At 62.9% G+C, this 20,293-nt stretch carries 17 protein-coding genes; 5 read left to right on the plus strand and 12 right to left on the minus strand.

Annotated features, from left to right (window positions below):
- Positions 1-4: 4 nt before the first annotated feature.
- The 10 genes from ABIB66_RS10505 to ABIB66_RS10550 form a co-directional block, all read right to left on the minus strand.
- The gene (locus ABIB66_RS10505; protein ID WP_354254788.1) at positions 5-766 is read right to left on the minus strand and encodes an SDR family NAD(P)-dependent oxidoreductase; all 762 of its coding nucleotides are present in this window, start codon (positions 764-766) and stop codon (positions 5-7) included.
- Complete coding sequence (locus ABIB66_RS10510; RefSeq protein ID WP_354254789.1) at positions 763-1,611, minus strand: sugar phosphate isomerase/epimerase family protein; 849 nt, start codon at positions 1,609-1,611, stop codon at positions 763-765. Before ABIB66_RS10510 ends, ABIB66_RS10505 begins: the two co-directional genes overlap by 4 nt.
- Positions 1,608-2,372: an SDR family oxidoreductase gene (locus tag ABIB66_RS10515; protein WP_354254790.1), complete on the minus strand. Its 765-nt coding sequence runs from the start codon at positions 2,370-2,372 to the stop codon at positions 1,608-1,610. The genes ABIB66_RS10510 and ABIB66_RS10515 overlap by 4 nt, the downstream gene beginning before the upstream one ends.
- Complete coding sequence (locus ABIB66_RS10520) at positions 2,365-3,054, minus strand: acylneuraminate cytidylyltransferase family protein (RefSeq protein WP_354254791.1); 690 nt, start codon at positions 3,052-3,054, stop codon at positions 2,365-2,367. The genes ABIB66_RS10515 and ABIB66_RS10520 overlap by 8 nt, the downstream gene beginning before the upstream one ends.
- Positions 3,054-4,979 carry an N-acetylneuraminate synthase family protein gene (locus tag ABIB66_RS10525; protein WP_354254792.1) on the minus strand — a complete coding sequence of 642 codons (1,926 nt, stop codon included), beginning with the start codon at positions 4,977-4,979 and terminating at the stop codon, positions 3,054-3,056. Before ABIB66_RS10525 ends, ABIB66_RS10520 begins: the two co-directional genes overlap by 1 nt.
- Positions 4,976-5,830 carry a class I SAM-dependent methyltransferase gene (locus ABIB66_RS10530; RefSeq protein WP_354254793.1) on the minus strand — a complete coding sequence of 285 codons (855 nt, stop codon included), beginning with the start codon at positions 5,828-5,830 and terminating at the stop codon, positions 4,976-4,978. Before ABIB66_RS10530 ends, ABIB66_RS10525 begins: the two co-directional genes overlap by 4 nt.
- 13 nt (positions 5,831-5,843) lie before the next feature.
- Entirely contained in the window at positions 5,844-7,211 is a 1,368-nt protein-coding gene (locus ABIB66_RS10535) for a GHMP family kinase ATP-binding protein (protein ID WP_275169895.1), read from the minus strand.
- A gap of 93 nt (positions 7,212-7,304) precedes the next feature.
- Positions 7,305-10,157, minus strand: a complete 2,853-nt coding sequence (locus tag ABIB66_RS10540) for a hypothetical protein (RefSeq protein ID WP_354254794.1) — start codon at positions 10,155-10,157, stop codon at positions 7,305-7,307.
- A gap of 123 nt (positions 10,158-10,280) precedes the next feature.
- The gene (locus tag ABIB66_RS10545) at positions 10,281-10,988 is read right to left on the minus strand and encodes a class I SAM-dependent methyltransferase (protein WP_354254795.1); all 708 of its coding nucleotides are present in this window, start codon (positions 10,986-10,988) and stop codon (positions 10,281-10,283) included.
- Entirely contained in the window at positions 10,985-12,049 is a 1,065-nt protein-coding gene (locus ABIB66_RS10550) for a glycosyltransferase family 2 protein (protein ID WP_354254796.1), read from the minus strand. The genes ABIB66_RS10545 and ABIB66_RS10550 overlap by 4 nt, the downstream gene beginning before the upstream one ends.
- Positions 12,050-12,311: 262 nt before the next feature.
- Between ABIB66_RS10550 and ABIB66_RS10555 the strand changes: the two genes are divergently transcribed.
- Genes ABIB66_RS10555 through ABIB66_RS10570 form a run of 4 tightly spaced genes read left to right on the plus strand, consistent with a single transcriptional unit; the run spans position 12,312 to position 16,766 of the window.
- Positions 12,312-13,577, plus strand: a complete 1,266-nt coding sequence (locus tag ABIB66_RS10555; RefSeq protein WP_354254797.1) for a class I SAM-dependent methyltransferase — start codon at positions 12,312-12,314, stop codon at positions 13,575-13,577.
- Positions 13,578-13,632: 55 nt separating this feature from the next.
- Positions 13,633-14,406 (plus strand): glucose-1-phosphate cytidylyltransferase, encoded by a 774-nt coding sequence (rfbF, locus tag ABIB66_RS10560; RefSeq protein WP_354100940.1) that lies wholly within the window; start codon positions 13,633-13,635, stop codon positions 14,404-14,406.
- On the plus strand, positions 14,388-15,485 hold the full coding sequence (gene rfbG, locus ABIB66_RS10565) for a CDP-glucose 4,6-dehydratase (RefSeq protein ID WP_354254798.1): 1,098 nt from the start codon (positions 14,388-14,390) through the stop codon (positions 15,483-15,485). The genes rfbF and rfbG overlap by 19 nt, the downstream gene beginning before the upstream one ends.
- A 48-nt stretch (positions 15,486-15,533) precedes the next feature.
- Positions 15,534-16,766, plus strand: coding sequence for a Gfo/Idh/MocA family protein (locus tag ABIB66_RS10570; RefSeq protein ID WP_354254799.1), 1,233 nt, complete (start codon positions 15,534-15,536; stop codon positions 16,764-16,766).
- Positions 16,767-16,885: 119 nt separating this feature from the next.
- Here ABIB66_RS10570 and ABIB66_RS10575 read toward each other — a convergent pair whose 3' ends face one another.
- Entirely contained in the window at positions 16,886-18,109 is a 1,224-nt protein-coding gene (locus ABIB66_RS10575) for a phenylacetate--CoA ligase family protein (RefSeq protein ID WP_354254800.1), read from the minus strand.
- A gap of 86 nt (positions 18,110-18,195) precedes the next feature.
- On the opposite strand from ABIB66_RS10575, the gene ABIB66_RS10580 reads away from it, so the two are divergent.
- The gene (locus ABIB66_RS10580) at positions 18,196-19,350 is read left to right on the plus strand and encodes an AGE family epimerase/isomerase (RefSeq protein WP_354254801.1); all 1,155 of its coding nucleotides are present in this window, start codon (positions 18,196-18,198) and stop codon (positions 19,348-19,350) included.
- Here ABIB66_RS10580 and ABIB66_RS10585 read toward each other — a convergent pair.
- A complete protein-coding gene (locus ABIB66_RS10585; RefSeq protein WP_354254802.1) occupies positions 19,347-20,186 on the minus strand; it encodes an ABC transporter ATP-binding protein in 840 nt (279 codons plus the stop codon). The two genes, ABIB66_RS10580 and ABIB66_RS10585, sit on opposite strands and share 4 nt — an antisense overlap.
- Positions 20,187-20,293: the final 107 nt, after the last annotated feature.

Raw genomic sequence — 20,293 nt, forward strand, 5'->3', positions numbered from 1 at the left:
CTGTTCAGCTTCTGAGCTGGCCGCCGTCGGCCACTATCACGCTGCCGGTGACAAAGGCGGCGCGGGGCGAAGCAAGGAAGGCGACGACGTCAGCGATCTCCTCGGGAGTGCCGAGCCGGCGTAGCGCCACCTCGCGCTGGAGCATGTCGTCGACCGCCTGCTTGTTTTCGGCGATCTTGCGCGCCCAGGTACCGTCCGGGCTCGAGATGTTTCCGGGCGCGACTGCATTAATGCGGATGCCTTTCAGCGCCAGCGGCCGCGCCAGACCGCGCACGGTCGCATTCAGCGCCGCTTTGGCGGCGTAGTAGGTGACCGGCGCGCCGAGTGCGGCCATGCCAGCGATCGAGGAGATGCAGACGATGGCGCGGTCGCCGCTGCCACGGGCCATTAGCGGTCTGGCGGCCTCGATCATGTTGGTGGTGGCGAACAGATTGAGGTCGATCACCCGCGACCACTCCGCCGCAGTTTCCTGCCCCGGGGGCACGGACGCACCGCTGCCGACATTGCAGACGAGGATGTCGAGCCGGCCCCACTGCTTTTCGACATCCTGAACAAGGTTCGCCGCGGCGGCGGGATCGGTGACGTCCGCGATGTGAATCGAGCTCCGTCCGCCGACCGTCGAGCGCGCGGTGTTCAGCGCATCGGCGCCGCGCGCCGCAACTGCCACCTTGGCGCCTTCTGCCGCGAGCGTTGTCGCGATTGCAAGCCCGATCCCGCGACTGGCGCCAGTGACGAGTGCGACGCGATCGTCCAGCTCGAGCTTCATCGCGCCGCGTCCTCGATCCAGCGAACCGTCATGTCGCGGTATTTTGCCAGCGCGCCCGCGTGGTCGCCGTCGGCGGCACGCGCGGTTTGCAGGACGTATTGGCCCTTGTAGCTGGATCGCTCGATCAGCCGGATCGTCTTGGCAAGGTCTGCGTTGCCGGTGCCGAGCGGCACGGTCGTGCCGCCGCGGACGCGGTCTTTCACGTGCACATTGAGGATGCGCGGCGCGTAGGCGCCGATCTCGTCGTCGCTGTCGTAACCGAGCGAGGCGCTGTTGCCGCTGTCGTAGTTGATGCCGAAGACGTCGGCTGGATAGGCCTCCATGAACCGGGCGAGCTCGCGCGGCGGCAGATCGGATTCGAAGACGATCTTGACGTTCCGTCTTGCAAGCTGCTCGGAGCGAGCGAGCAGCACGCGCTTCAACGTATCGCTATCGCTCTCGCGCTCGATCTTGCCGTTGTCGACCAGCGGGATCACGATGAATTCGATGCCGATGCGGCTACAGGAGGCGATCAGCAGATCGAGGTCGGCGACGAGCGCGTCGCGCACGACGGCATCGACCTTCCAGAACGGCGCCTGCATGAAGCAGTCGCCGGTCAGGCTCGGAATCCGCACGCCGTTCTCGCGTGACAGCGCCAGAACGTCCTGTTGGCCCGGCTCGGTCGTCAGCGGGTTCTCGCGCAGCCGTTCCTGATCGATGGTCCATTCCATCCGCGTCAGGCCGAGCTCCTTCGCACGCGAGAATTCCTCGCGCCACTCGTCCCAGGGGAATGCCTGGATCTTGCCGTCGACGAGAGCCGAAAGCCTGCCTTGCATGAAGCCGATGCGTTCGAGCGTTGCGGTCACGGTTGCTTGTCCGAGTTGATGGCGAGGCCCTTTGTGGTCCAACCGCCGTCGATGAAGAGTTCCTGTCCAGTCACATAGGCGGAGGCTTCCGACGCCAGGAAGACGGCGGCTCCCACCATGTCGGCGGGCTGTCCCCAACGGCCGAGCATCGTGTGGCGACGCCGCGCCTCGTGCATGTCGGGATCGACAAAACTCTTCGCGGTCATCTCGGTCGCGACATAGCCGGGCGCGAGCGCGTTGACGCGGATGCCGTCGGGCGCATAGTCGGCGGCGAGCGCACGCGTCAGTCCGGCAAGACCAGCCTTCGCCGCCACGTAGCCGGGATTTCCGGGAAAGCCGCGGACCGAATTGATGCTGGTGACGTTGATGATCGCAGCAGAGCCCGCATTCTTCAAAAGTGGATGGGCGGCAAGGATGGTGGCGTAGACGCCGGTGAGGTCGGTTGCGACCGTGGCACGGAAGCGCGCGAGCTCGCCCTCGGCGCTTTGGGCCGGCAGGCTGATGCCGGCGGCGTTGACCAGCGCGTCGATGCGTCCGCCTTGAGCGGCCACGATGCGGAATGCGCTCTCGATGGCCTCGTCATCGGAGAGATCGCAGGCAATCGCGCTCACGCCCTGTGGTGCGGTCCCGGAACGGCTGAGGCCGAACACTGTGGCGCCCGCATCCTGCAGGCCGGTCGCGATCGCAGCGCCAATGCCGCGGGAGGCGCCGGTGACGACCGCGATCTTGCCGGCGAGAGAGAAGGCGCTGAGGTCAGGCATATCCGTAACTACGCATGATGGCGGCGCAAAGCTTGACGTCCTCGGGACGATCGATCTGGAACATCTTGTGACGTTCCATCACGTGAAAGCCAATCTTGCCGCCGAGACGATTGTTCTGCTCGCGCAGGAGCGATGGGATCAGGACGTAGAACGAGCCGTTCTCCAGGTAGCGCTTTTCGATCTGTTGCCGCATGCGCCGATTGCGATAGTCGTAGTTGATCGGCTCCGGCCCGCTCGCGCCGATACGCCAGTTGAAATAATCCTCGACCTCGCAAACCGAGAGCAGGCTGTCGAGATGGTCGCGATCGAAGGTCGCGAGCGCGTCCTCGATGTCGCTGGACTCACGGATCGGCGACGTCGCCTGGAGCGCGACGATCCGCTCGAACCGTCCCATCCGCTCGTCGGTCGCATTGAGCGCGTGCAGCCAGGCGGACTCGGAGGAGGCGAGGTCACCCGAAATATCTTCGGGACGTCGCACGCCGATGGCGCCGGCGGCTTCCGCCGCGGCGAGGATATTGTCGCTGTCGGAGGACACTGCCACGACGTCGACGCCGCGCGCCGCGCGTGCCTGCTCGACCGTCCACGCGATCAGCGGCTTACCGCAGAGATCGAGCAGGTTCTTGTGCGGAATGCCCTTGGAGCCGCCGCGCGCGGCGATCACGGCGAGCGTCTTGCGCGCCATCAGATATGCCCCTCGAGACGCTCGAGCGCGACCCAGAAGCCTTCACCCATGTTCTTGTGGCCCTGCCAGATTTCGGGAATGAAGGACGCAGTCGGCGCATGCTTGCGCAGCACCCGTCCGATCTCGTCGAAATCGATCTCGCCTTCGCCGACCTGGAGCCCTTCGCCGTCGAGCCCCTTGGCGTCCCCGAAATGCAGATGCGCGGTGTGCGGCCCGAGCTGCGCCAAGCCTTGTGCGAAGTCGAAGCCGAAATGGTTGGCGGCGAGCTTGGTGTGGGAGATGTCGACGCACATCCGCAGATCATGCTTGGCGCAAAACGCGGCGGATTCCTCTGGGAAGATAAAGATGTTCTGGTGGCGCTGGCCGCCGAAATGCCATGGGAACGGCGCCATGGTCTGCGGCGTCAGCTCGACGCCGTCCATGTCGAGCTCCTTCAGGCTCTGGGCGAAGATGCGGTAGCGCTCGGCCTTCGCCTCCGGCGGCAATGGCTCGTCCATGGTGAAACCGCCGATATTGGCGACGATGGGCGGGCGCTTCGTCTTGGGAAAGAATTTCTTCAGGCCGCGGGTGATGTCGATCACGGCCTGGGTCTGCTCCAGCGAATATCGCCGCAGCGACTCGTCGGGAGTTGCGAGGTCCATCAGCTTCGAACCGGCAAACAGCTCCGGCGCATGCACGACGAAGCCGAGATCATAGGTGCCGGAGAGATACGTCGCGGGATCGCGTTCCATGTCGCTGTAGCTGAGATGGAACTCGATGATATCTGGCTCGCAGATCTCCAGGAAGCGCTCGGTATCGTGATAGCGCACCGGCACGCCCCAGGGCCGGTCGAAGCGGTAGCGCCGCGCTTTTGCGATGCCTTCATCGAGGTCGCTCTGGAAGAAATAGTCATCGGCCGCCATCGTCCGCGTCAGCTTGCGGCCGAGCAGGGCCGGCATCTTCAGCGGCGACAGGCCTTGACCCGGGCTCTTCACGGCGATGTCGCTGTCGGAGATCACGGTGCCTGCCGGAAGGTCGCACGCGGCCACCAGGCTCTTGGCAAGGTTTTCACGGTTGATCAGCTCACCCTGGCTCAGCGCGCGCTCTGTCAGCTTCTCGCCGCGCGCCGCCTCCACCTCGCGGATGCCCGAGACCAGCGTCTTGAATTCCTCCGGCTCCAGGCTCGCGGCGTGGTCCGGACCTTCCATCCCGCGGTCGAGCGTGATGTGGCGTTCGATCACGACGGCGCCAAGCGCCACCGCGGCCGTCGAAACGGCAACGCCGCGCTCGTGGCCCGAATAGCCGACGATCGGATGGATCTCGCGCAGCGTTTCCATGAAACGCAGATGGATGTTGTGGAGCGCGGCCGGATAGGTGCTCTGGCAGTGCAGCAGGACGTAGCTCGCATCGTGGTCGTCGAGGAATTTCGCCGCCGTCTTGATTTCGTCCGTCGTGCTCATGCCGGTCGAGACGATCAGCGTCTTGCCGGTGGCGGCAAGGCACGCGAGCAGCGGCAGATTGGTGAGATCGGCGGAAGCGACCTTGTAGGCCTTGACGCCGAACCCTTCGAGCACGGCGACGCTCTTCGCGTCCCAGGGCGTGCAGAGATACTGGATACCCTTTGCCGCGCAGTACTCGGCGATCTTCTTCTGCTGCTCGGTCGGGAGTTCGAAGCGGCGCAGTAGATCGAGCGTATATTCGACGGCGAGGTCGTCGTCCTTCCCGGACAGGCTCGAAGCGCGATAGACCTCGTCGAGCTTGCGCATCTGGAATTTGGCGCAATCGGCACCGGCCGCGACCGCGGCATCGACCAGCGCAATGGCGCGATCGAAGTCGCCATTGTGGTTGTTGCCGATCTCGGCGATGACGTAGCAAGGCGCGCCGTCTCCGACAGAGCGGCTTCCGATCTTTGGGGTCAGCGGATTCCGAATCACGGCACTATTCATCGCGCCTGCATGGCTCCTGTTTCCGATGGTTTGGGCTTCACGGCGTAGACATTGTGTCCGAGCAGCGAGATTTTTGCGGTTTCGAGCACCGCGCGCGCAAAATATCGATAGTCACGCGCGGTCAACGCGTGGAATCCGAACGGCGTGGCTTGCAAGCCACAATAGGCGAACATCCTCCTGACGTCGCTCATGGAGAAGTAATTAATGTGGTCGGGCGGAATCCAGTGTCTTGCATCGCGCCAGCTCGGCACCATCTGCCGCAGATCGTTGCGATTGGGGACAATCACGACGGCCAGCCCCCCGCCGTTCAGCGTCTTAACCGCGTCCGCAAGCAACTGCTGGGGATCGAGCACATGTTCGAGGACGTTGTCGATGACGATGGCGTCGGCGGGCGGCGCTGTCTCCGGTTTGAAGAAATCGTGGACGATATGCACGCCGTGCTGCTGACCGAAACGGGACAGGCCGCTGGCGGGCTCGTAGCCAGTATACCTGTAAGGATCGTCCTTCATGAGGTAGCCGAGTTCTCCCCGCCCGCAGCCGATCTCGACAATCTGGGATCCCGGCTTCAAGTGCAGATGGATCAACCGTCTGATCTGATGATGACGGTTGCGGAAACGCCAGTAGAGTTTTGCCAGATCCCCGTGATCCGCCGTATCGAAACGTGCGGTCGAGGTGTACACGAATCCACAATCGGAGCATTGTTCGAGGTGATAGGTCGATCCGCCGCGCTCGACGGCGCGAAATGGAGATCGTGCTTTCGAACCGCAGAGCGGGCAAACGTCACGAGAGATAGTTCCGGCGTGACCTTCGGAAACCGCAGTTACCAACGAAGCTCCATCGCTGCTCAGCATCATCAGCCTCAAGTCAGTTAATGAAACGCGACTTCCAGGTTCGAAGACCGTTCTCCTCGAACATGATGCGCGAGCAGACATGCCCTCGCTGTTCCAGCGCCGAGATCAACGGGTAGCGCTCGAACGGGCGCACAAAGAACATGAAATAGCCGCCGCCGCCGGCGCCGAGCAGCTTTCCGCCGACCGCACCGTGCGACTTTGCGAAATCGTAAATAGCGTCAAGCTCGCTCGATGAGATCTTCGAGCTGAGCTTGCGCTTGGCGTGCCATGCTTCATCGATGAGGCGCCCACATTGCAGCAGCCGGCCGCGCAGGAGATGCCTACGGATCTCGCGCGTCACTTCCTTCTGCTTGGCGGCGGCCGCTGCGGCGTCGATCGTCTCGTGCTGGGCCTTCTGATCGCGATGGATCGCGCCGGAGTCATGACCCGAACCAGTGTAGCAGAGCACCAGGCTTTCCTCGAGCTCGGCTATGATATTGGCGTCGAGCCGCAGTGGTACGATGATGTTCTGGTCGGAGGAGAATTCCATGTGGTTAAAGCCGCCGAACACGGTGGCGTATTGGTCCTGCCAGCCGCCGGGAATGTTGAGCATCAGCCGCTCGGCCTGGAACGCCATCTCCGCAATCTCGTGGCGGTCCCACTGATCTGAGCGGAATTCGTTGAAGCAGCCGATGATGGCAGACGAGACGACCGCCGAGCCGCCGAGGCCGGACCCGACCGGGAAGTCCGCGGAGACTTCGAGATCGAATCCGTAAGTCGGCTTGATGAGGCGCACCACCGACTTGATCAGTGCGAGATCGCCGTCGGTGCCGAGCTCGGAAAGATCGTGTGCCTCGATCGTGCGTCGAAAATCGTGCGAATAGATCCGGACCCGGACATCGCTCCGGCGCCGCAACGTCGCATGGGCATACATCTTGATCGTCGCGTTGATCACCGACCCGCCGTCATTCGCCATGAAATAATGCGTCAGATCAGTGCCGCCGCCGGAGAAGCTGATACGCACCGGCGAGCGGGCACGCGCAAACACCTCGCTCTCTTCCGAGAGGTTGAACAACTCGCGGCTGAATACGTCGACCAGGCGTCCCTCACCGTCGAGAATCGGTACGACGTGCACACGCTGGTCGAGCAGCTTGAGGATCTGCTCGCGCGGCCCGCCGCTCCGCGCCGAGACGAAGTTGCGATTGATGCAGGTTGCGACCTGGTCGTGGATCGTGATGCCCGTCAGCATCCGCCTGCGAATGTCGCCGTCGGTCACCGTGCCGACGATCCGCCCGCCAACGTCCTGTGCAAACAGGATACCGAGCATGTTGGCATTGAGGCGGCGAAAGGCCTCCTCAATCGTCTCGGTTTCTGCGATAGTAACAAGGGTCCGCTCGAGCACGATTTCGGGTCCAGAAAAGGCCCGTTCCCCGGCCTTGAAGGGGCAGATGAGCCCGGTAATACGGTAGCCAAAGGGGCGATGCAAGGATGGCTTTTATCCTCCCTGCGTGGATCTCGATCGACTTCCGAGATCGACGATGATCCGAACGAATCCGGTGTCGTGGGCACACAGCCGCTCGGATTGAGCTTCCGAGATCGGTACGCTCTGTTCGTCAGCCAGCGCTCCGGTTACGGCCATTCGTTCCACACCCGCGAGGCTGCTGATTGGCGGCAAGAGCTGCCGGCACGCGGCTCTAGGCAGGTCATGGAGATCTATGGTCAGCCGCGGACCCGACTTCGCCAGTACCATGATGCCCGAGAAGGAGACCAGTCGCCGCCCCCTCACCAGACCTTGAGGAATTTCTGCGCCTGTGCGGCCCAGGGCGGAAAAATTCACGGGACCGTCCGGGAGGGCATGGCCCACCGTTCGAAGACCGCTGATCAGTGATGCAATATCTTGCAGAGCCTCCGTCGACCGGTTCGCGAAATCATCGGCCATGTCCTGTTCGATGCACGGATCCGACGATTGCGGGTCGCCAGCCTGTTGGAACTGGTAGGCAACAAGCTCTCGTGTCCGTCCGAGCGGATGGCAGAGCGAGCCGCTTGCTCGGATCCGGTCCAGGATAGCCTTTTCGAGTGGTCCCAAACCTGCATCGTTGCGGCGCATGACAATCAGATCGCCGGTTTTGAGAGCCACCCGACTGGCCAGGATGCGGGTGGCGAGTGCCGGAACAAGCTCATCGGAAAAGGTGAACGATCGCGGCCAAGTGTGCCACTTGCCAGCGTACATCAGCGCAATGTCGCTGAGCATATCCTCATGGTCGGCGCTTTCGCCGAGCAGCACCGTAACCCTTATTGAACTCCCAGAAAACCGGTCAATGAAGTTCTTCGCGTCTGCGATGACGATGCGATCGAAATCGTCTAGAGACCAAAGGCCGGTTTGGGAACGAAGCGCGAGCTCGTTGGCTACTCTGTCGGACAGGTTCCGGGTCAAAGCAGCGGGCGTACAACGACCGTGATCCCTGCATTCCTGCAGCAGCAGCGAATAGGGCGACTCGGCACGAAACAGGTAGAGGCAGGAGAAGACCGAGACCCAGAACAATGCGACAACAGGCACCACGGTCAACTTGATCGCCACTCGATCCCCGCTGAGCGCAAGATCAGCTAGCCAGAGGGCGGCGGGCAAGAACAAAAGTGCGAACGGCAACAGCGCGATGAGCACGGTGAAGTCGACCGCCCGGCCGGCAAAATAGGCCCCGGTGATGGCAGTCAATATAGCTGCTGGCAATGCGTGGCGCAGCCAAGTGTCACTCGCGGCCTGCAGCGAGATGCGCTTGTTGTCGATCACCAGCAGCCAGCAGCCAGCGACCGCTATTGCAACCGCACCCAACATCGGAATCCAGCCCCAGAATCTCGCGTCGAACGGTATGGACCAGAACTGTGCAAGCGGGTTGTAGCTGGAGAGAAAGCTGAAGTAGATATCGAAGGCGGGCCAACTCCCGGCCACCAGAAGCGTACCGATGGACAGTGCGGAGAGCCCCGAAATCATTGGCAGCGACGCGATGGTGAGATCCTTTGCCAACCTGCCGTAACTTCGATCGCGGAGGTTGAACAGGGTCAGGGAGCCGACATAAAGAGCAACTGCTCCAACAAAGGCCTCGATGCTCCACAGGCTGGAGAGAAATCCGGCCAGGAAGACGAACGCCGAGTGCCGGACGCCCTGTCGCGCGCCGAGCGCAACGGCCATGAGCAAAATGGGAAGATACCGCACCCCCAGCACGGAAGGTGCGGCATTCACGTTGCCTTGGCCGTAGTTCCAATCGGATAGCCAGAATAGGATGAACACCAGGCCAAACCAGACCGCGCTCATCCGAGACCGGCTGGACTGCCACAGCGCGACGATGAAGAGGGTGTAGAAGATCAGGTTGCAGAGCTGGATGGCGATGTTGGCGACGGCGAAGGATGGTGGCCCAAGCTGGAACGCAAGGTAGGCAACCAGGACGGGGCCGGGTCCGTACTGAGAAAAGGTGTCGACCATCAGCGTGCCGCCGTGCAGGAGGTGCAAGGCGGGGCCGACCACCGTCATGTAGTGAAACGGGTCGGCGGCGAGCGAAAAATCGAAAGTCAGGACGGTGCCGGCGACGAGGGCCAAAGCGAGTGCCGCTCGCTGAAACGACCGTAGGTGCGCGGGGCGGTTCCTTACAAGCCACCGTTCGAAGATCAGGAGGCCGGCGCCCACCAAAACGAACAGCATCGCCGTCAGTGTTGCGAGCACGAGGTTTGACCGTTCCGGAAATCCTCCGGGGACGGTGCGAAAAACGAAGCCGAAGACCGGGTTGAAGTATCTATATCCCGGCTCGATCCTGAAAAGGGCGATGACGGCGGCTGCCAAGGCGAACGCGAGAGCGATCGTTTGCGTGGACCTTGAACTTCGCCGCTTGATGACTGTGACCGCCCGATCAAGGAATCCTTCCTTTCGGCACGCGGAGCGCAGCCAGGTGATCAGCAGGATATACCCGATTGCCGAGACCTCGGCCACGTGCAGCGCGCCTTTGCGCCAGAATTCGGAGCCGTCCTTGCTGGCCCAGGCGGTGATGGCGACGAGCGCGAGGCTCACTAGGGCTGCGACAGCGCACCAGACATTTGTCGCCTCCAGGAGACGACCTGCCTCAGGCGAACGACGGTCGAGCCAGTGCTGCAGCGTCACGGTACATACCGGCAGGATCGAAATGCCCGAGATGAAGACCAGCATGGTTCGCAGCCGGGGTTCAATGCCCAACTGCTTGGCAAGCGCGATTTCGAACAGAATGCCGAGCAACGTCAGAGCTGCGCTCGACAGCAGCGGCGCCACGTCGTCGAGCCAGACGCCTGATCGCTGCCGCACTGCCTCGTGGCGATGCTCATGCATGACTGATTTCATGTAATCGTACCGAAAGCCTCAAGCGGCAAGGTGAGAGGGCAACGGGCGGCGCACTGCGCCGCGACATTGGTCGATGCGGGCTGCTTCCGCGCGAGGCTTGAGTGATGCGCCTCAGGAGGGCGCATGGGCTGCCATGCAGTATTGCGCTCCGAGCGGCAGCCAGCCGAGGCTCGCCTCCACCTTGTGGAAGAATGGCGTATCGAACGGTGTGAAGATGATGAATTGCTGCTTCGGATCGACCATGCCGGCGGCGCGAAACAGCTTGGCAAGCCGACCGGAGCGGAGCAACACGGCGTTCTGGTCGAACGGGCAACTCCTGACGATCTTCTGCGTCAGCGGATTGAGCGGATTGTGCTCGATGATGATGACGAGGCCTCCCGGCCGGACCACGCGAGCCGCTTCGACGAGAAAGGACTCCCAATCGTCCGGCGGAACGTGATGCATGACGGCTATCGCGTAGGCGATGTCGAAGCTGCGATCCTGGTAGGGAAGCCGCGTGCCTTCATAGACATCGTAGTGGACATCCGGATTGGTCGCTTTTGCTTCTTCGATGACCGTACCGGCCACGTCGATTCCGGTGAGCTTGATGGCGGATTGCGCAGGCCTTAGGTGGGGATGAATCAAGCCCTGCCCGCAGCCGATATCCAGGACGTCGAGCGGCCGCAATGAAATATCGTTCTGTGCGCGGAACTTGGAGAACGCATCCAGCAGGTAGCGCGCCTTCGCGCGCGTGAAGAAATCCTGCGGCTGGCCGCTGAAAGCGATGGCACTGTCGATTTGCTTGCTATAGCCGTCGCGATATTGGTCGAATTCCGTCATGATGGCTGCTCCGTCCCGGTCCGGCGGGAGATCTCGACTGGTGCTCTTCGGAGGCCCGCCGCCGCCGGCGCTTGTAGTGCAAGACGTTCCAGGGACACATCCGGCAGATTGACGCTGAACTCGATGACCGTCGTCGGCCGAGAGCGTACCTGATTGTAGATGCGTCCCACATACTCGCCGATGATGCCAAGAAAGATGGCATTGAGACTGATCCCGAACAGCAGCAGCACCGTTGTCGTGGCAAAGCCCGCCGGCCAGTTGATGCCGAAGAATAGCCGCGAGAAGATGTAGAAAAAGCTCGCGAGGCAGGTCAGCACCGAGATTCCCAGCCCAATGAAGGCGGCGAGGCGAAGCGGGAAGATCGAGTGCGTGATCAATCCGTCCACCGCCAGCGATATCAGCTTTCCGAGCGGGAATTTGCTGACACCTGCTTGCCGCGCGTGTCGGTCGTAGGCCACGCCGATCTGCTTGGTCGCGAGCAGCGACGTCAGACCGCGCGTATAAGGCGCGACATCGTTGATCAGATGAAGCTGATCCAGCACGCTGCGGTCGATCAGCCTGAAATCGCCGCTGTCGAGCATCAGATTATCGTCGGATAGTCGCCTGAGCAGCCGGTAGTAGACCCGTCGCGCCCACTGCAGCAGCTTGCTTTCCTGCCGGAAGCGCCTGATACCCACGACCACATCGTGACCCTGCTCCCACAGCTCCAGAAATTTGGGGAATACTGTCGGTGGATCCTGGAGGTCGCAGTCGATCTGGATGGCGGCGTCTCCGGAGGCCAGACGATAGGCCGTAAGCACGGACCTCTGGAAGCCAAAGTTTCGGGCAAATCGTACCGCGCGAACGCGCGGATCGGCTGCTGCCAGTTCGGTGACAATAGCAATCGAGTTGTCGGTGCTGTGGTTGTCCGTGAAGATGATTTCGAACGTATAGCGATCATTCATTTGTTCGAAGACATGACGAACGGCGTCATAGGCCCTGCGGATGTTGCCTTCCTCATTGAAGACAGGAATCAAAATGGAAATGAGCTTGCGTTCCGTGTCGGCGGGCTTTCCGCGCATTTCGTTTGTTGTCCTGTCCGTGTGTATCGGTATTCATCGAGGGTTGCTGTCAGCTGAAAAATGCTAGTACCAGATGCTGCGCATCGCGCAAAGCCACCCGGACCTCTCGCGGGCAAATTACGTAGTATTCCGAAGGGCATATGCTTGATTAATGGGGGGCTTTCCAGTAAGGCTCGCCCGCCGCGTTCCATGTCGCGCCACCGCTCGGGAGGATCGCCTCCCGGAAATCTGCCGTATCTCGTTGTTGCAATTAAGGTTCCGAATGCCCCACGCCTCACATCATGACATCCCAACCGGGAAGCTGACGCGCTGTCAGGTCTGCGGCTCCGAGCGGCTCGAGCTCGTCATCGACCTTGGACATCAACCGCTGTGCGACTCGCTGCCCTCGAAGGCACAGCTCGACGGTCCCGAAACGAGCTACCCGCTTCGTCAGGTGTGGTGCCGCGATTGCTCGCTGTCGCAGATCGACTACGTCGTTCCGCCGGAAGTCGTATTTCACCCCGAATATCCGTACCGCTCTGGCATCACCAAGGAGCTCGCGGTCTATCAGGACGCGTTCGTGCAGGATGCGGTCACAGACCTCGGGCTCAAGCCGGACGAGCTCGTTGTCGACATCGGGTCCAACGACGGAACGCTGCTCTCAGGGTTCAAGCGGCGCGGCATGCGCGTTCTCGGTATCGAACCGACCAACATCGGACGCATTGCGCAGGAACAGGGCATCGAGACGCTGCAGGCGTTCTTCGACGAGGAAACTGCCCGCAAGGTCGTGGAGACGCACGGCCATGCCAAGGTCGCCACCGCCACCAACGTCTTCGCGCATGTGGCCCAGCTCGGTGGCTTCATCCGCGGCCTGGAACGCCTGCTGGCGCCCGACGGCGTCTTCATCCTCGAAAACCATTATCTGCTCGACGTCATCGAGGGCGGCCAGTTCGATACGATCTACCACGAGCACCTTCGCACCTATTCGCTGAAGTCGATCGTCAAGCTGTTCGAGTTCTTCGATTTCACCTGTGTCGACGCGCAGCGCGTCAGCCGTTACGGCGGCAATATCCGCGTGTACGTGGCGAAGGGCAGGGGGCGTCCGGTCAAGCCCGCGCTCGCGCGACTGCTGAAGGCCGAGGATGATTTCGGTCTCTCGAACCCCGAATGCTACGCGGCTTTCCGTGCACGCGCCGAAAAGGTCAAGCGCGACCTCCTCGAGCTCGCTCTCGACTGCAACAAGAAGGGCCTGAGCTTCGTCGGCAATTCGTGCCCTGGCCGTTGCAGCACTCTGCTGAACTATGTCGGCATCGATCGCATGCTGATGCCGTATATCTGCGAGCAACCCACTTCGCTCAAGCTCGGCTTGCATTTGCCCGGAAAGCAGATTCCGATCGTCGACAACGAGCGCCTGATCCGCGAACAGCCGGATTACGTGGTGCTGCTCGCCTGGCACTATGGTCAGCCGATTGCCGAACAATTGAGGGCAAGAGGACTGAAGTCGAAACTGGTCATGCCGTTGCCCGAAGTCAGCATACTTCCGGATTGAGCGTGGGCCGGACGTCAAGCCGGCGCGCCGGATCGCCCTCGGTAGGAATGGTGTCATGAAAGCGATGATTCTGGCGGGAGGCCTCGGCAGTCGCCTCAGCGAGGAGACCTCCGTCCGACCGAAACCGATGGTCGAGATCGGCGGTCATCCGATCCTCTGGCACATCATGAAGATCTACTCGTCGTTCGGCATCAACGACTTCGTGATATGCTTGGGGTACAAGGGCTACCTGATCAAGGAATATTTCTCACACTACTTGCTGCATACGTCCGACGTCACGATCGATCTCAAGAACAATCAGATCGACTTTCACGCCAGCCGGTCGGAGCCGTGGCGCGTAACGCTGGTCGACACCGGCGCCGAGACCGAAACGGGTGGCCGCATCAAGAGGGCGCTCCCCTTTGTGCAAGACGACGATGCGTTCTGCCTGACCTATGGTGATGGCGTCGCCGATATCGACATCGCGAAGCTGATCGCGTTTCATCGTTCGCACGGCAAGCTTGCGACCGTTACCGGCGTGCGTCCACCAGGCAGGTTCGGCAGTCTCGAACTCGAGGACAGCGTCGTGAAGGGCTTCAACGAAAAGCCCCTCGGCGATGGCGGATGGATCAATGGCGGGTTCTTCGTGCTCGATCCTCGCATCGCCCAGCTGATTGCCGGCGACTCCACGACCTGGGAGCGGCAGCCGCTCGAGCAACTGGCCCAAAGCGGCGAACTGCGTGTGTTTCGCCACGAAGGGTTCTGGCGATCGATGGATACGCTGCGAGAACGCAATTTGCTCGAGGCGCTCTGGAAGGAGAACAACCCGCCGTGGCGTATGTGGACGTAGACCCGGAGTTCTGGCGTGGCCGGCGCGTTCTGGTGACAGGACACACCGGCTTCAAGGGCGCCTGGCTCAGCCTGTGGCTATCCGCCATGAACGCCCGCGTATTCGGTTTCTCGCTAGCTCCACCGACGACGCCGTCTTTGTTCGATCGGGCAGAGGTCGCGGCCGTCGTCGATGACACGCGCGGCGATATCAGGGATATCGGGGCATTGTCGCATGCGTTGGCGACCAGCAGGCCCGAAGTGGTGTTTCACCTCGCCGCGCAATCCGTCCTGCGTGAATCCTATGTCGATCCGATCGGCACTATCTCGACCAACGTAATGGGTACGGTGAACCTGCTCGAGGCGGTGCGTCAGTTCAATCTCAAGGCAAAGGCGGAGGGTACGGGTGACGGCATCCGTTCGTTCGTCATCGTCACCAGCGACAAGTGTTATGAAAATCGCGAGTGGGTGTGGGGCTATCGCGAGAATGAGGCGATGGGAGGCCACGATCCTTATAGTACGAGCAAGGGATGCGCCGAGCTGCTGCTGACGTCGTATAATCGCAGCTTCGCGGAGCCGCCGGCGGCTTCGGGACGTGCGGGCAATGTTATCGGCGGTGGCGATTGGGCGAAGGATCGCATCGTGCCGGACGCGATCCGCGCCTTTGCGATGCAACGCGCACTGGAGGTGCGGCGCCCGCGGGCCATTCGTCCCTGGCAGCACGTGCTTGAGCCTCTTGCCGGATACCTGCTCCTGGCCGAGGCTTCGTTCAGGCAAGGCGCCGCCGTGGCGGACGGCTGGAACTTCGGCCCAGGGCCGGAGAGCGAGCAGCCGGTATCACGCCTCGCCGACACGCTGGCCGCGATTTGGGGCAATGGCGCGCAATGGCAGCATGTCGGCAGCGACGACTTGCACGAGGCGACCTTCCTGAAGCTGGATTCCTCGAAGGCGCGAACACTGCTTGGCTGGCGACCCCGGCTCGGATTTGACGATGCGTTGAAAATGACTGTCGATTGGTACAAGGCCGATTTGGAGCGGTCGGCCTCCTCAATGCGTGATTTCACGCTCGGACAGATCCGAGACTATTGCCACGCGACCTGACCGGACGTTTCCGACGGCTCACTCCGTGCGGAGGTGAGGAAAGTTTCAATGAGCGGGCTCACGGTGGCTTTGGTCGGTGGCGGACGATGGGGGCGGACGCACGCTTCCATCTTGGCGCAGCTTTCCGACCGTGTCGGTTGTGTGCTGTGGGTGTCGCGCCACAATGGCGAAGCCCTCAATGCGTTTCTCGCCGATCGTATAGGAGTGCCTCCTCGGTTCACGCCGCTCCCAAGCCTTGACGCTGCGCTGGCTCTGCGTCCCGATGCCGCCATCGTTGCTACACCTGCCGCCGATCACGCCGGAACTGCCGAGAGCCTGCTGCGCGGGGACGTGCCAACCCTGGTCGAGAAGCCGCTTGCGCTGAGCGTCGACAGTGCAAGGCGCCTGGTCGATCTGGCGGCTGAGCGCAACATCCCGCTCCTTGTCGGCCTGCATCTGCTCAGTGCGCCATTCTTGCGTCATTTTCTGGGTTTGTGCGCAGGGCGTGAAGTCGCTGCCATCGAATTGGAGTGGCTGGATGCTGAGCAGGAGATGCGGCACGGCATGGCCAAATTGTCCAACGTCACGACGCACAAGGTCGACGAGATCATTCCTCATCTTTGGTCGATGCTGCATCTGATCGACGACAGCGCCGAGCCGCAATTGCGCGAGGTGAAGCCGTTGCCGCGAGGTGCGGTCGAGGTTGCGCTGGGCTTGGGGCAATCGCTTGCCGTACTTCGGTTCGGACGGAGGGCTGTGGCGCGCAAGCGATTGATCCGCCTCGAATTACGCGATGGCGGCAGGGCCGAGCTTGATTTCACCATCGAGCCCGGCCAGATCTTCATCGATGGCGTCGAGTTGCCAGGCTTCGATGTCGGCGGCAGGCTCGGGCCGCTTGCGACGGAGCTGGCTGGCTTTTTGGACCTCGTCCGCGCGGGTCGGGACTTCTCGTCATCGCCCCAGCTGGCGTCCCGTTGCATCGGTGCCGTCGAGCTGGCTGAAGCGGTGCGGATCCGCTTGATTGCAGAGGAGGCGAAGGCAGTGTCAGCCCGTCTCGCGCGGGGGGGCACGATGAGGGATCCCGACGTCTTGGCCTGGATCATCGATAATGTCGCCCCGCTCCTGGATATTCAGGAACCGCGTACCAGCGACCTGAGACGGGAGCTTGCAGACGTTATCGTTGGTGCGGTCGAAGCCGTTGACCTGACGGCTCACATCCATGACGACAGGCTGCGCCCCGTGATCGCAACGATACAGCAATCGGACTTCTTCGCGCATCTGACGCTGAGCCGGTTGGCTTAAGCGGCACGGCTTGCGTAAGGCTGGGGGGCTGTGGTTTCTCGATTGAAGCACGAACGCTCAGTCACGAAACGTCGCGGATAGGCTTTGGGTACCAACGCGGTCTTCGCCTGATTTCATTGTCATCGCTCGTCCGCGATCACCTTGCCGTCGTTCGGCAGCGCACCGGGCCTCACCAGTTCAACCTCGCCTCCGAGTTTCGTCACTGCCCGCAAGGTGCCCGCAATCTCCTCGCGCAACGCATCGTTCGCGGCCACCGTCTCCGCTTTCAGCGTCATTGCATCGGCCTCGCCTTGGCGCGTGACGACGAGGCGCAATCTTCCGAGCGCGGAATGGCGCTTGCCGATCTCGGCGACCTGCTCGGGCCGGACGAACATGCCCTTGATCTTGGCGGTCTGATCGGCGCGGCCCATCCAGCCCTTGATGCGCATGTTGGTGCGCCCGCAGGGGCTGGTCCCCGGCAGTGACGCGGTGAGGTCGCCGAGAGCGAGCCGGATCCAGGGATGGTGCGGGTCGAGCGAGGTCACGACGATCTCGCCGACGTCGCCGGGCGCCACGGGATCGCCGGTACCGGGCTTGACGATCTCCATGATCAGATCCTCGTTCACGACCATGCCATCGCGCGCCACGGTCTCAAAGGCGATGAGGCCGAGATCGGCGGTGCCGAAGGCCTGGTAGGCATCGATGCCGCGCGCCTTGATCTCCGCCTGGAGCGAGGGTGGGAATGCTGCGCCCGAGACCAGCGCGCGCTTGATCGAGGAGACGTCGCGGCCGGAGCTTGCGGCAGCATCGAGCAAGATCTTCAGGAAGTCCGGCGTGCCGCTGTAGCCGACAGGACGGTAGGCCTCGATCAGCTCGAATTGCTGCTCGGTATTTCCTGGACCTGCGGGGATCACGGCGCAACCGAGCGCGCGCGCCGACGCATCGAAGATGAAGCCGCCGGGGGTGAGATGATAGCTGAAGGTGTTGAGCACGATGTCATCAGGTCGGAACCCGGCCGCGAACAGCGCCCGTGCGCCGCGCCAGGGGTCGGCTTGCCGCCCCTCCGGCTCGAAAATCGGCCCTGGGGAGGTGAAGAGACGGGCGAACGAACCGGGCGCCGCCGCGACCAACCCTCCGAAGGGCGTCGAGGCCTTGTGCAGGGCCGGCAGTTCCGACTTGCGCAGCACCGGCAGGCCCGCCAGGGCCGCCCTGGAGGTCACGGTCGCCGGATCCACGCCTTTCAGGCGATCTGCATAGACGGGCGCGGTCATCGCAGAGCGCAGCACGCCGGGCACGCGGGCGAACAGATCGGCCTCGCGCGCGGCTTGTTCGCGCGTCTCGAGGGCGTCGTAATGGGCGATCATGGCTGATCTTTCCGGGTTGGCATCCGTTGCGTGCCGCCGCCGGCATGGGTATCAGACGGCCATGGGCGAGGTTTGAAGAGGACGCGATGGCGGACGAGGGAATCAGTGCGGCGGACGAGGCGGCGGACGTCGCCGCGCGCCTGAAGCGCCGCATGATCGACGAGGCGCTGCCGCTGTGGTCGACGGTCGGTTGGGACCATGGCGCGGGTGGTTTCATCGATCGGCTGCACCGCGACGGCACGGCGGACGTGATCGCGCCGCGACGCGTGTTCGTGCAGGCCCGCCAGATCTGGTGCTATGCCAAGGCCGCGCAGATGGGCTGGTACCCTGAGGGGCGCGCCATCGCGCTCAAGGGGCTGGAGCATCTGCTCGCCAAGGCAAAGGCCCCCGACGGCCGGCCCGGCTACGTGCACCGGCTGACGCCGGAGGGGGCGGTGCTGGACGGCCGGCGCGATGCCTACGACCACGCCTTCATCCTGTTTGCGCTCGCGACCGTCTATGCGCTCGACCAGGACGCACAAATTCGCGCCGAGATCGACGCGCTGCTCGCCTTCCTCGACGGCCATCTGCGCTCGCCGCACGGCGGCGTCCACGAGAGCCTTCCGGTCTCGCTGCCGCGCCGGCAGAACCCGCACATGCATCTGTTCGAGGCCATGATCGCGTGCTTCGACGCGACCCACGATTTGTCGTTCCAGAACCGTGCCGGCGAGTTCTTCGCGCTGTTCCTCGCCAATCTCTACGACAAGCGGACGCGCGCGCTCGGCGAATATTTCGAAGAGGACTGGTCGAAGATCGCGCCGGTCAGCGTCGAGCCCGGCCATCAGGCGGAATGGGTCTGGCTGCTGAAGGGATTCGAACGCATCACGGGCTGCCCGACCGGACAGCGGCGCGCCGAGCTGCTGGAAACCGCGCTGCGCTATCGCGATGAAGCCACCGGCTGTCTGGTCGACGAGGGTGACGACGCCGGCAACATTCGCCGCAACACGCGCCGGCTGTGGCCGCAGACCGAGATCGCGAAGGCGTGGATCGCGCAGGCCGAATCCGGCGAGGAGGGCGCGGCGGACGAGGCGCGCATGGCGCTGGCGCGGCTCGAACGCCATTATCTCAGCCATCCCGTGCGGGGCGGCTGGTACGACCAGTTCGACCGCGACGGCAAATCGCTGATCGACACCATTCCTGCGTCGTCGTTCTATCATGTTCTCTGCGCAGTCACGGAAGCGGAGCAGGTGCTGGAAGGTTAAAGCCAGCGCTTGCGCCGCTTGAAGCTCTTGAGGTTCTTGAAGCTTTTGCGCTGGTCGCCGGCGCCGCCGAGGTAGAATTCCTTGACGTCCTCGTTGTCGCGCAATTCGTCCGCGGTGCCGTCGAGCACGACCTTGCCCTGCTCCATGATGTAGCCGTGGCTTGCCACCGACAGCGCAGCGCGGGCGTTCTGCTCGACGAGGAGAATGGTGACGCCGAGGTCACGGTTGATCTTCTGGATGATCGAGAACACCTCTTTCACCAGCAGCGGCGACAGGCCCATCGAGGGCTCATCCATCAGGATCATCTTCGGGCGCGCCATCAGCGCGCGACCGATCGCGAGCATCTGCTGCTCGCCGCCGGAGAGATAACCCGCCAACCCGGTGCGCTCCTTGAGGCGCGGGAAGTAGTTGAAGACCATGTCGAGATCGGCGCCGACCTCGCGGTCCCTGCGGGTGAAGGCGCCGAGCTTGAGGTTTTCCAGCGAGGTCATGTCGGCAACGATGCGCCGGCCCTCCATCACCTGGAAGATGCCGCGACGGACGATCTTGTCGGGATCGATGCCGTTGATGCGCTCGCCCTCGAACAGGATCTCGCCGCGCGTGACTTCGCCGTCCTCGGTCTTGAGCAGCCCCGAGATCGCCTTCAGCGTCGTCGACTTGCCGGCGCCGTTGGCGCCGAGCAGCGCCACGATCGCGCCCTTGGGCACGTCGAGGCTGAGACCGCGCAGCACCAGGATGACGTCGTCATAGACGACCTCGATGTTGCGCACGCCGAGGAGAGGCGGCGCGGGTACGATGCCGGGGGAGGGGCGAGCTGCTTCGAGGGTGTCGGTCATATCAGGTGCCGCCAATTTGCTTTGCTCGTCGTGCCCGGGCTTAGCCCGGGCATCCACGTACTTCGTCCGAGTGGTCAGGCGTGGATGGCCGGGACAAGCCCGGCCAT

It is taken from the genome of Bradyrhizobium sp. F1.13.3 (assembly GCF_040548265.1).
In the GTDB taxonomy this organism is placed as follows: Bacteria; Pseudomonadota; Alphaproteobacteria; order Rhizobiales; family Xanthobacteraceae; genus Bradyrhizobium.

What these genes read in the sequence shown, in the direction of transcription:
- ABIB66_RS10505 (WP_354254788.1), bottom strand. Translation starts at nt 766, where the DNA reads ATGAAGCTCGAGCTGGACGATCGCGTCGCACTCGTCACTGGCGCCAGT.
- ABIB66_RS10515 (WP_354254790.1), bottom strand. Translation starts at nt 2,372, where the DNA reads ATGCCTGACCTCAGCGCCTTCTCTCTCGCCGGCAAGATCGCGGTCGTC.
- ABIB66_RS10520 (WP_354254791.1), bottom strand. Translation starts at nt 3,054, where the DNA reads ATGGCGCGCAAGACGCTCGCCGTGATCGCCGCGCGCGGCGGCTCCAAG.
- ABIB66_RS10525 (WP_354254792.1), bottom strand. Translation starts at nt 4,979, where the DNA reads ATGAATAGTGCCGTGATTCGGAATCCGCTGACCCCAAAGATCGGAAGC.
- ABIB66_RS10530 (WP_354254793.1), bottom strand. Translation starts at nt 5,830, where the DNA reads ATGCTGAGCAGCGATGGAGCTTCGTTGGTAACTGCGGTTTCCGAAGGT.
- ABIB66_RS10540 (WP_354254794.1), bottom strand. Translation starts at nt 10,157, where the DNA reads ATGCATGAGCATCGCCACGAGGCAGTGCGGCAGCGATCAGGCGTCTGG.
- ABIB66_RS10545 (WP_354254795.1), bottom strand. Translation starts at nt 10,988, where the DNA reads ATGACGGAATTCGACCAATATCGCGACGGCTATAGCAAGCAAATCGAC.
- ABIB66_RS10550 (WP_354254796.1), bottom strand. Translation starts at nt 12,049, where the DNA reads ATGCGCGGAAAGCCCGCCGACACGGAACGCAAGCTCATTTCCATTTTG.
- ABIB66_RS10555 (WP_354254797.1), top strand. Translation starts at nt 12,312, where the DNA reads ATGCCCCACGCCTCACATCATGACATCCCAACCGGGAAGCTGACGCGC.
- rfbF (WP_354100940.1), top strand. Translation starts at nt 13,633, where the DNA reads ATGAAAGCGATGATTCTGGCGGGAGGCCTCGGCAGTCGCCTCAGCGAG.
- ABIB66_RS10570 (WP_354254799.1), top strand. Translation starts at nt 15,534, where the DNA reads ATGAGCGGGCTCACGGTGGCTTTGGTCGGTGGCGGACGATGGGGGCGG.
- ABIB66_RS10575 (WP_354254800.1), bottom strand. Translation starts at nt 18,109, where the DNA reads ATGATCGCCCATTACGACGCCCTCGAGACGCGCGAACAAGCCGCGCGC.
- ABIB66_RS10580 (WP_354254801.1), top strand. Translation starts at nt 18,196, where the DNA reads ATGGCGGACGAGGGAATCAGTGCGGCGGACGAGGCGGCGGACGTCGCC.
- ABIB66_RS10585 (WP_354254802.1), bottom strand. Translation starts at nt 20,186, where the DNA reads ATGACCGACACCCTCGAAGCAGCTCGCCCCTCCCCCGGCATCGTACCC.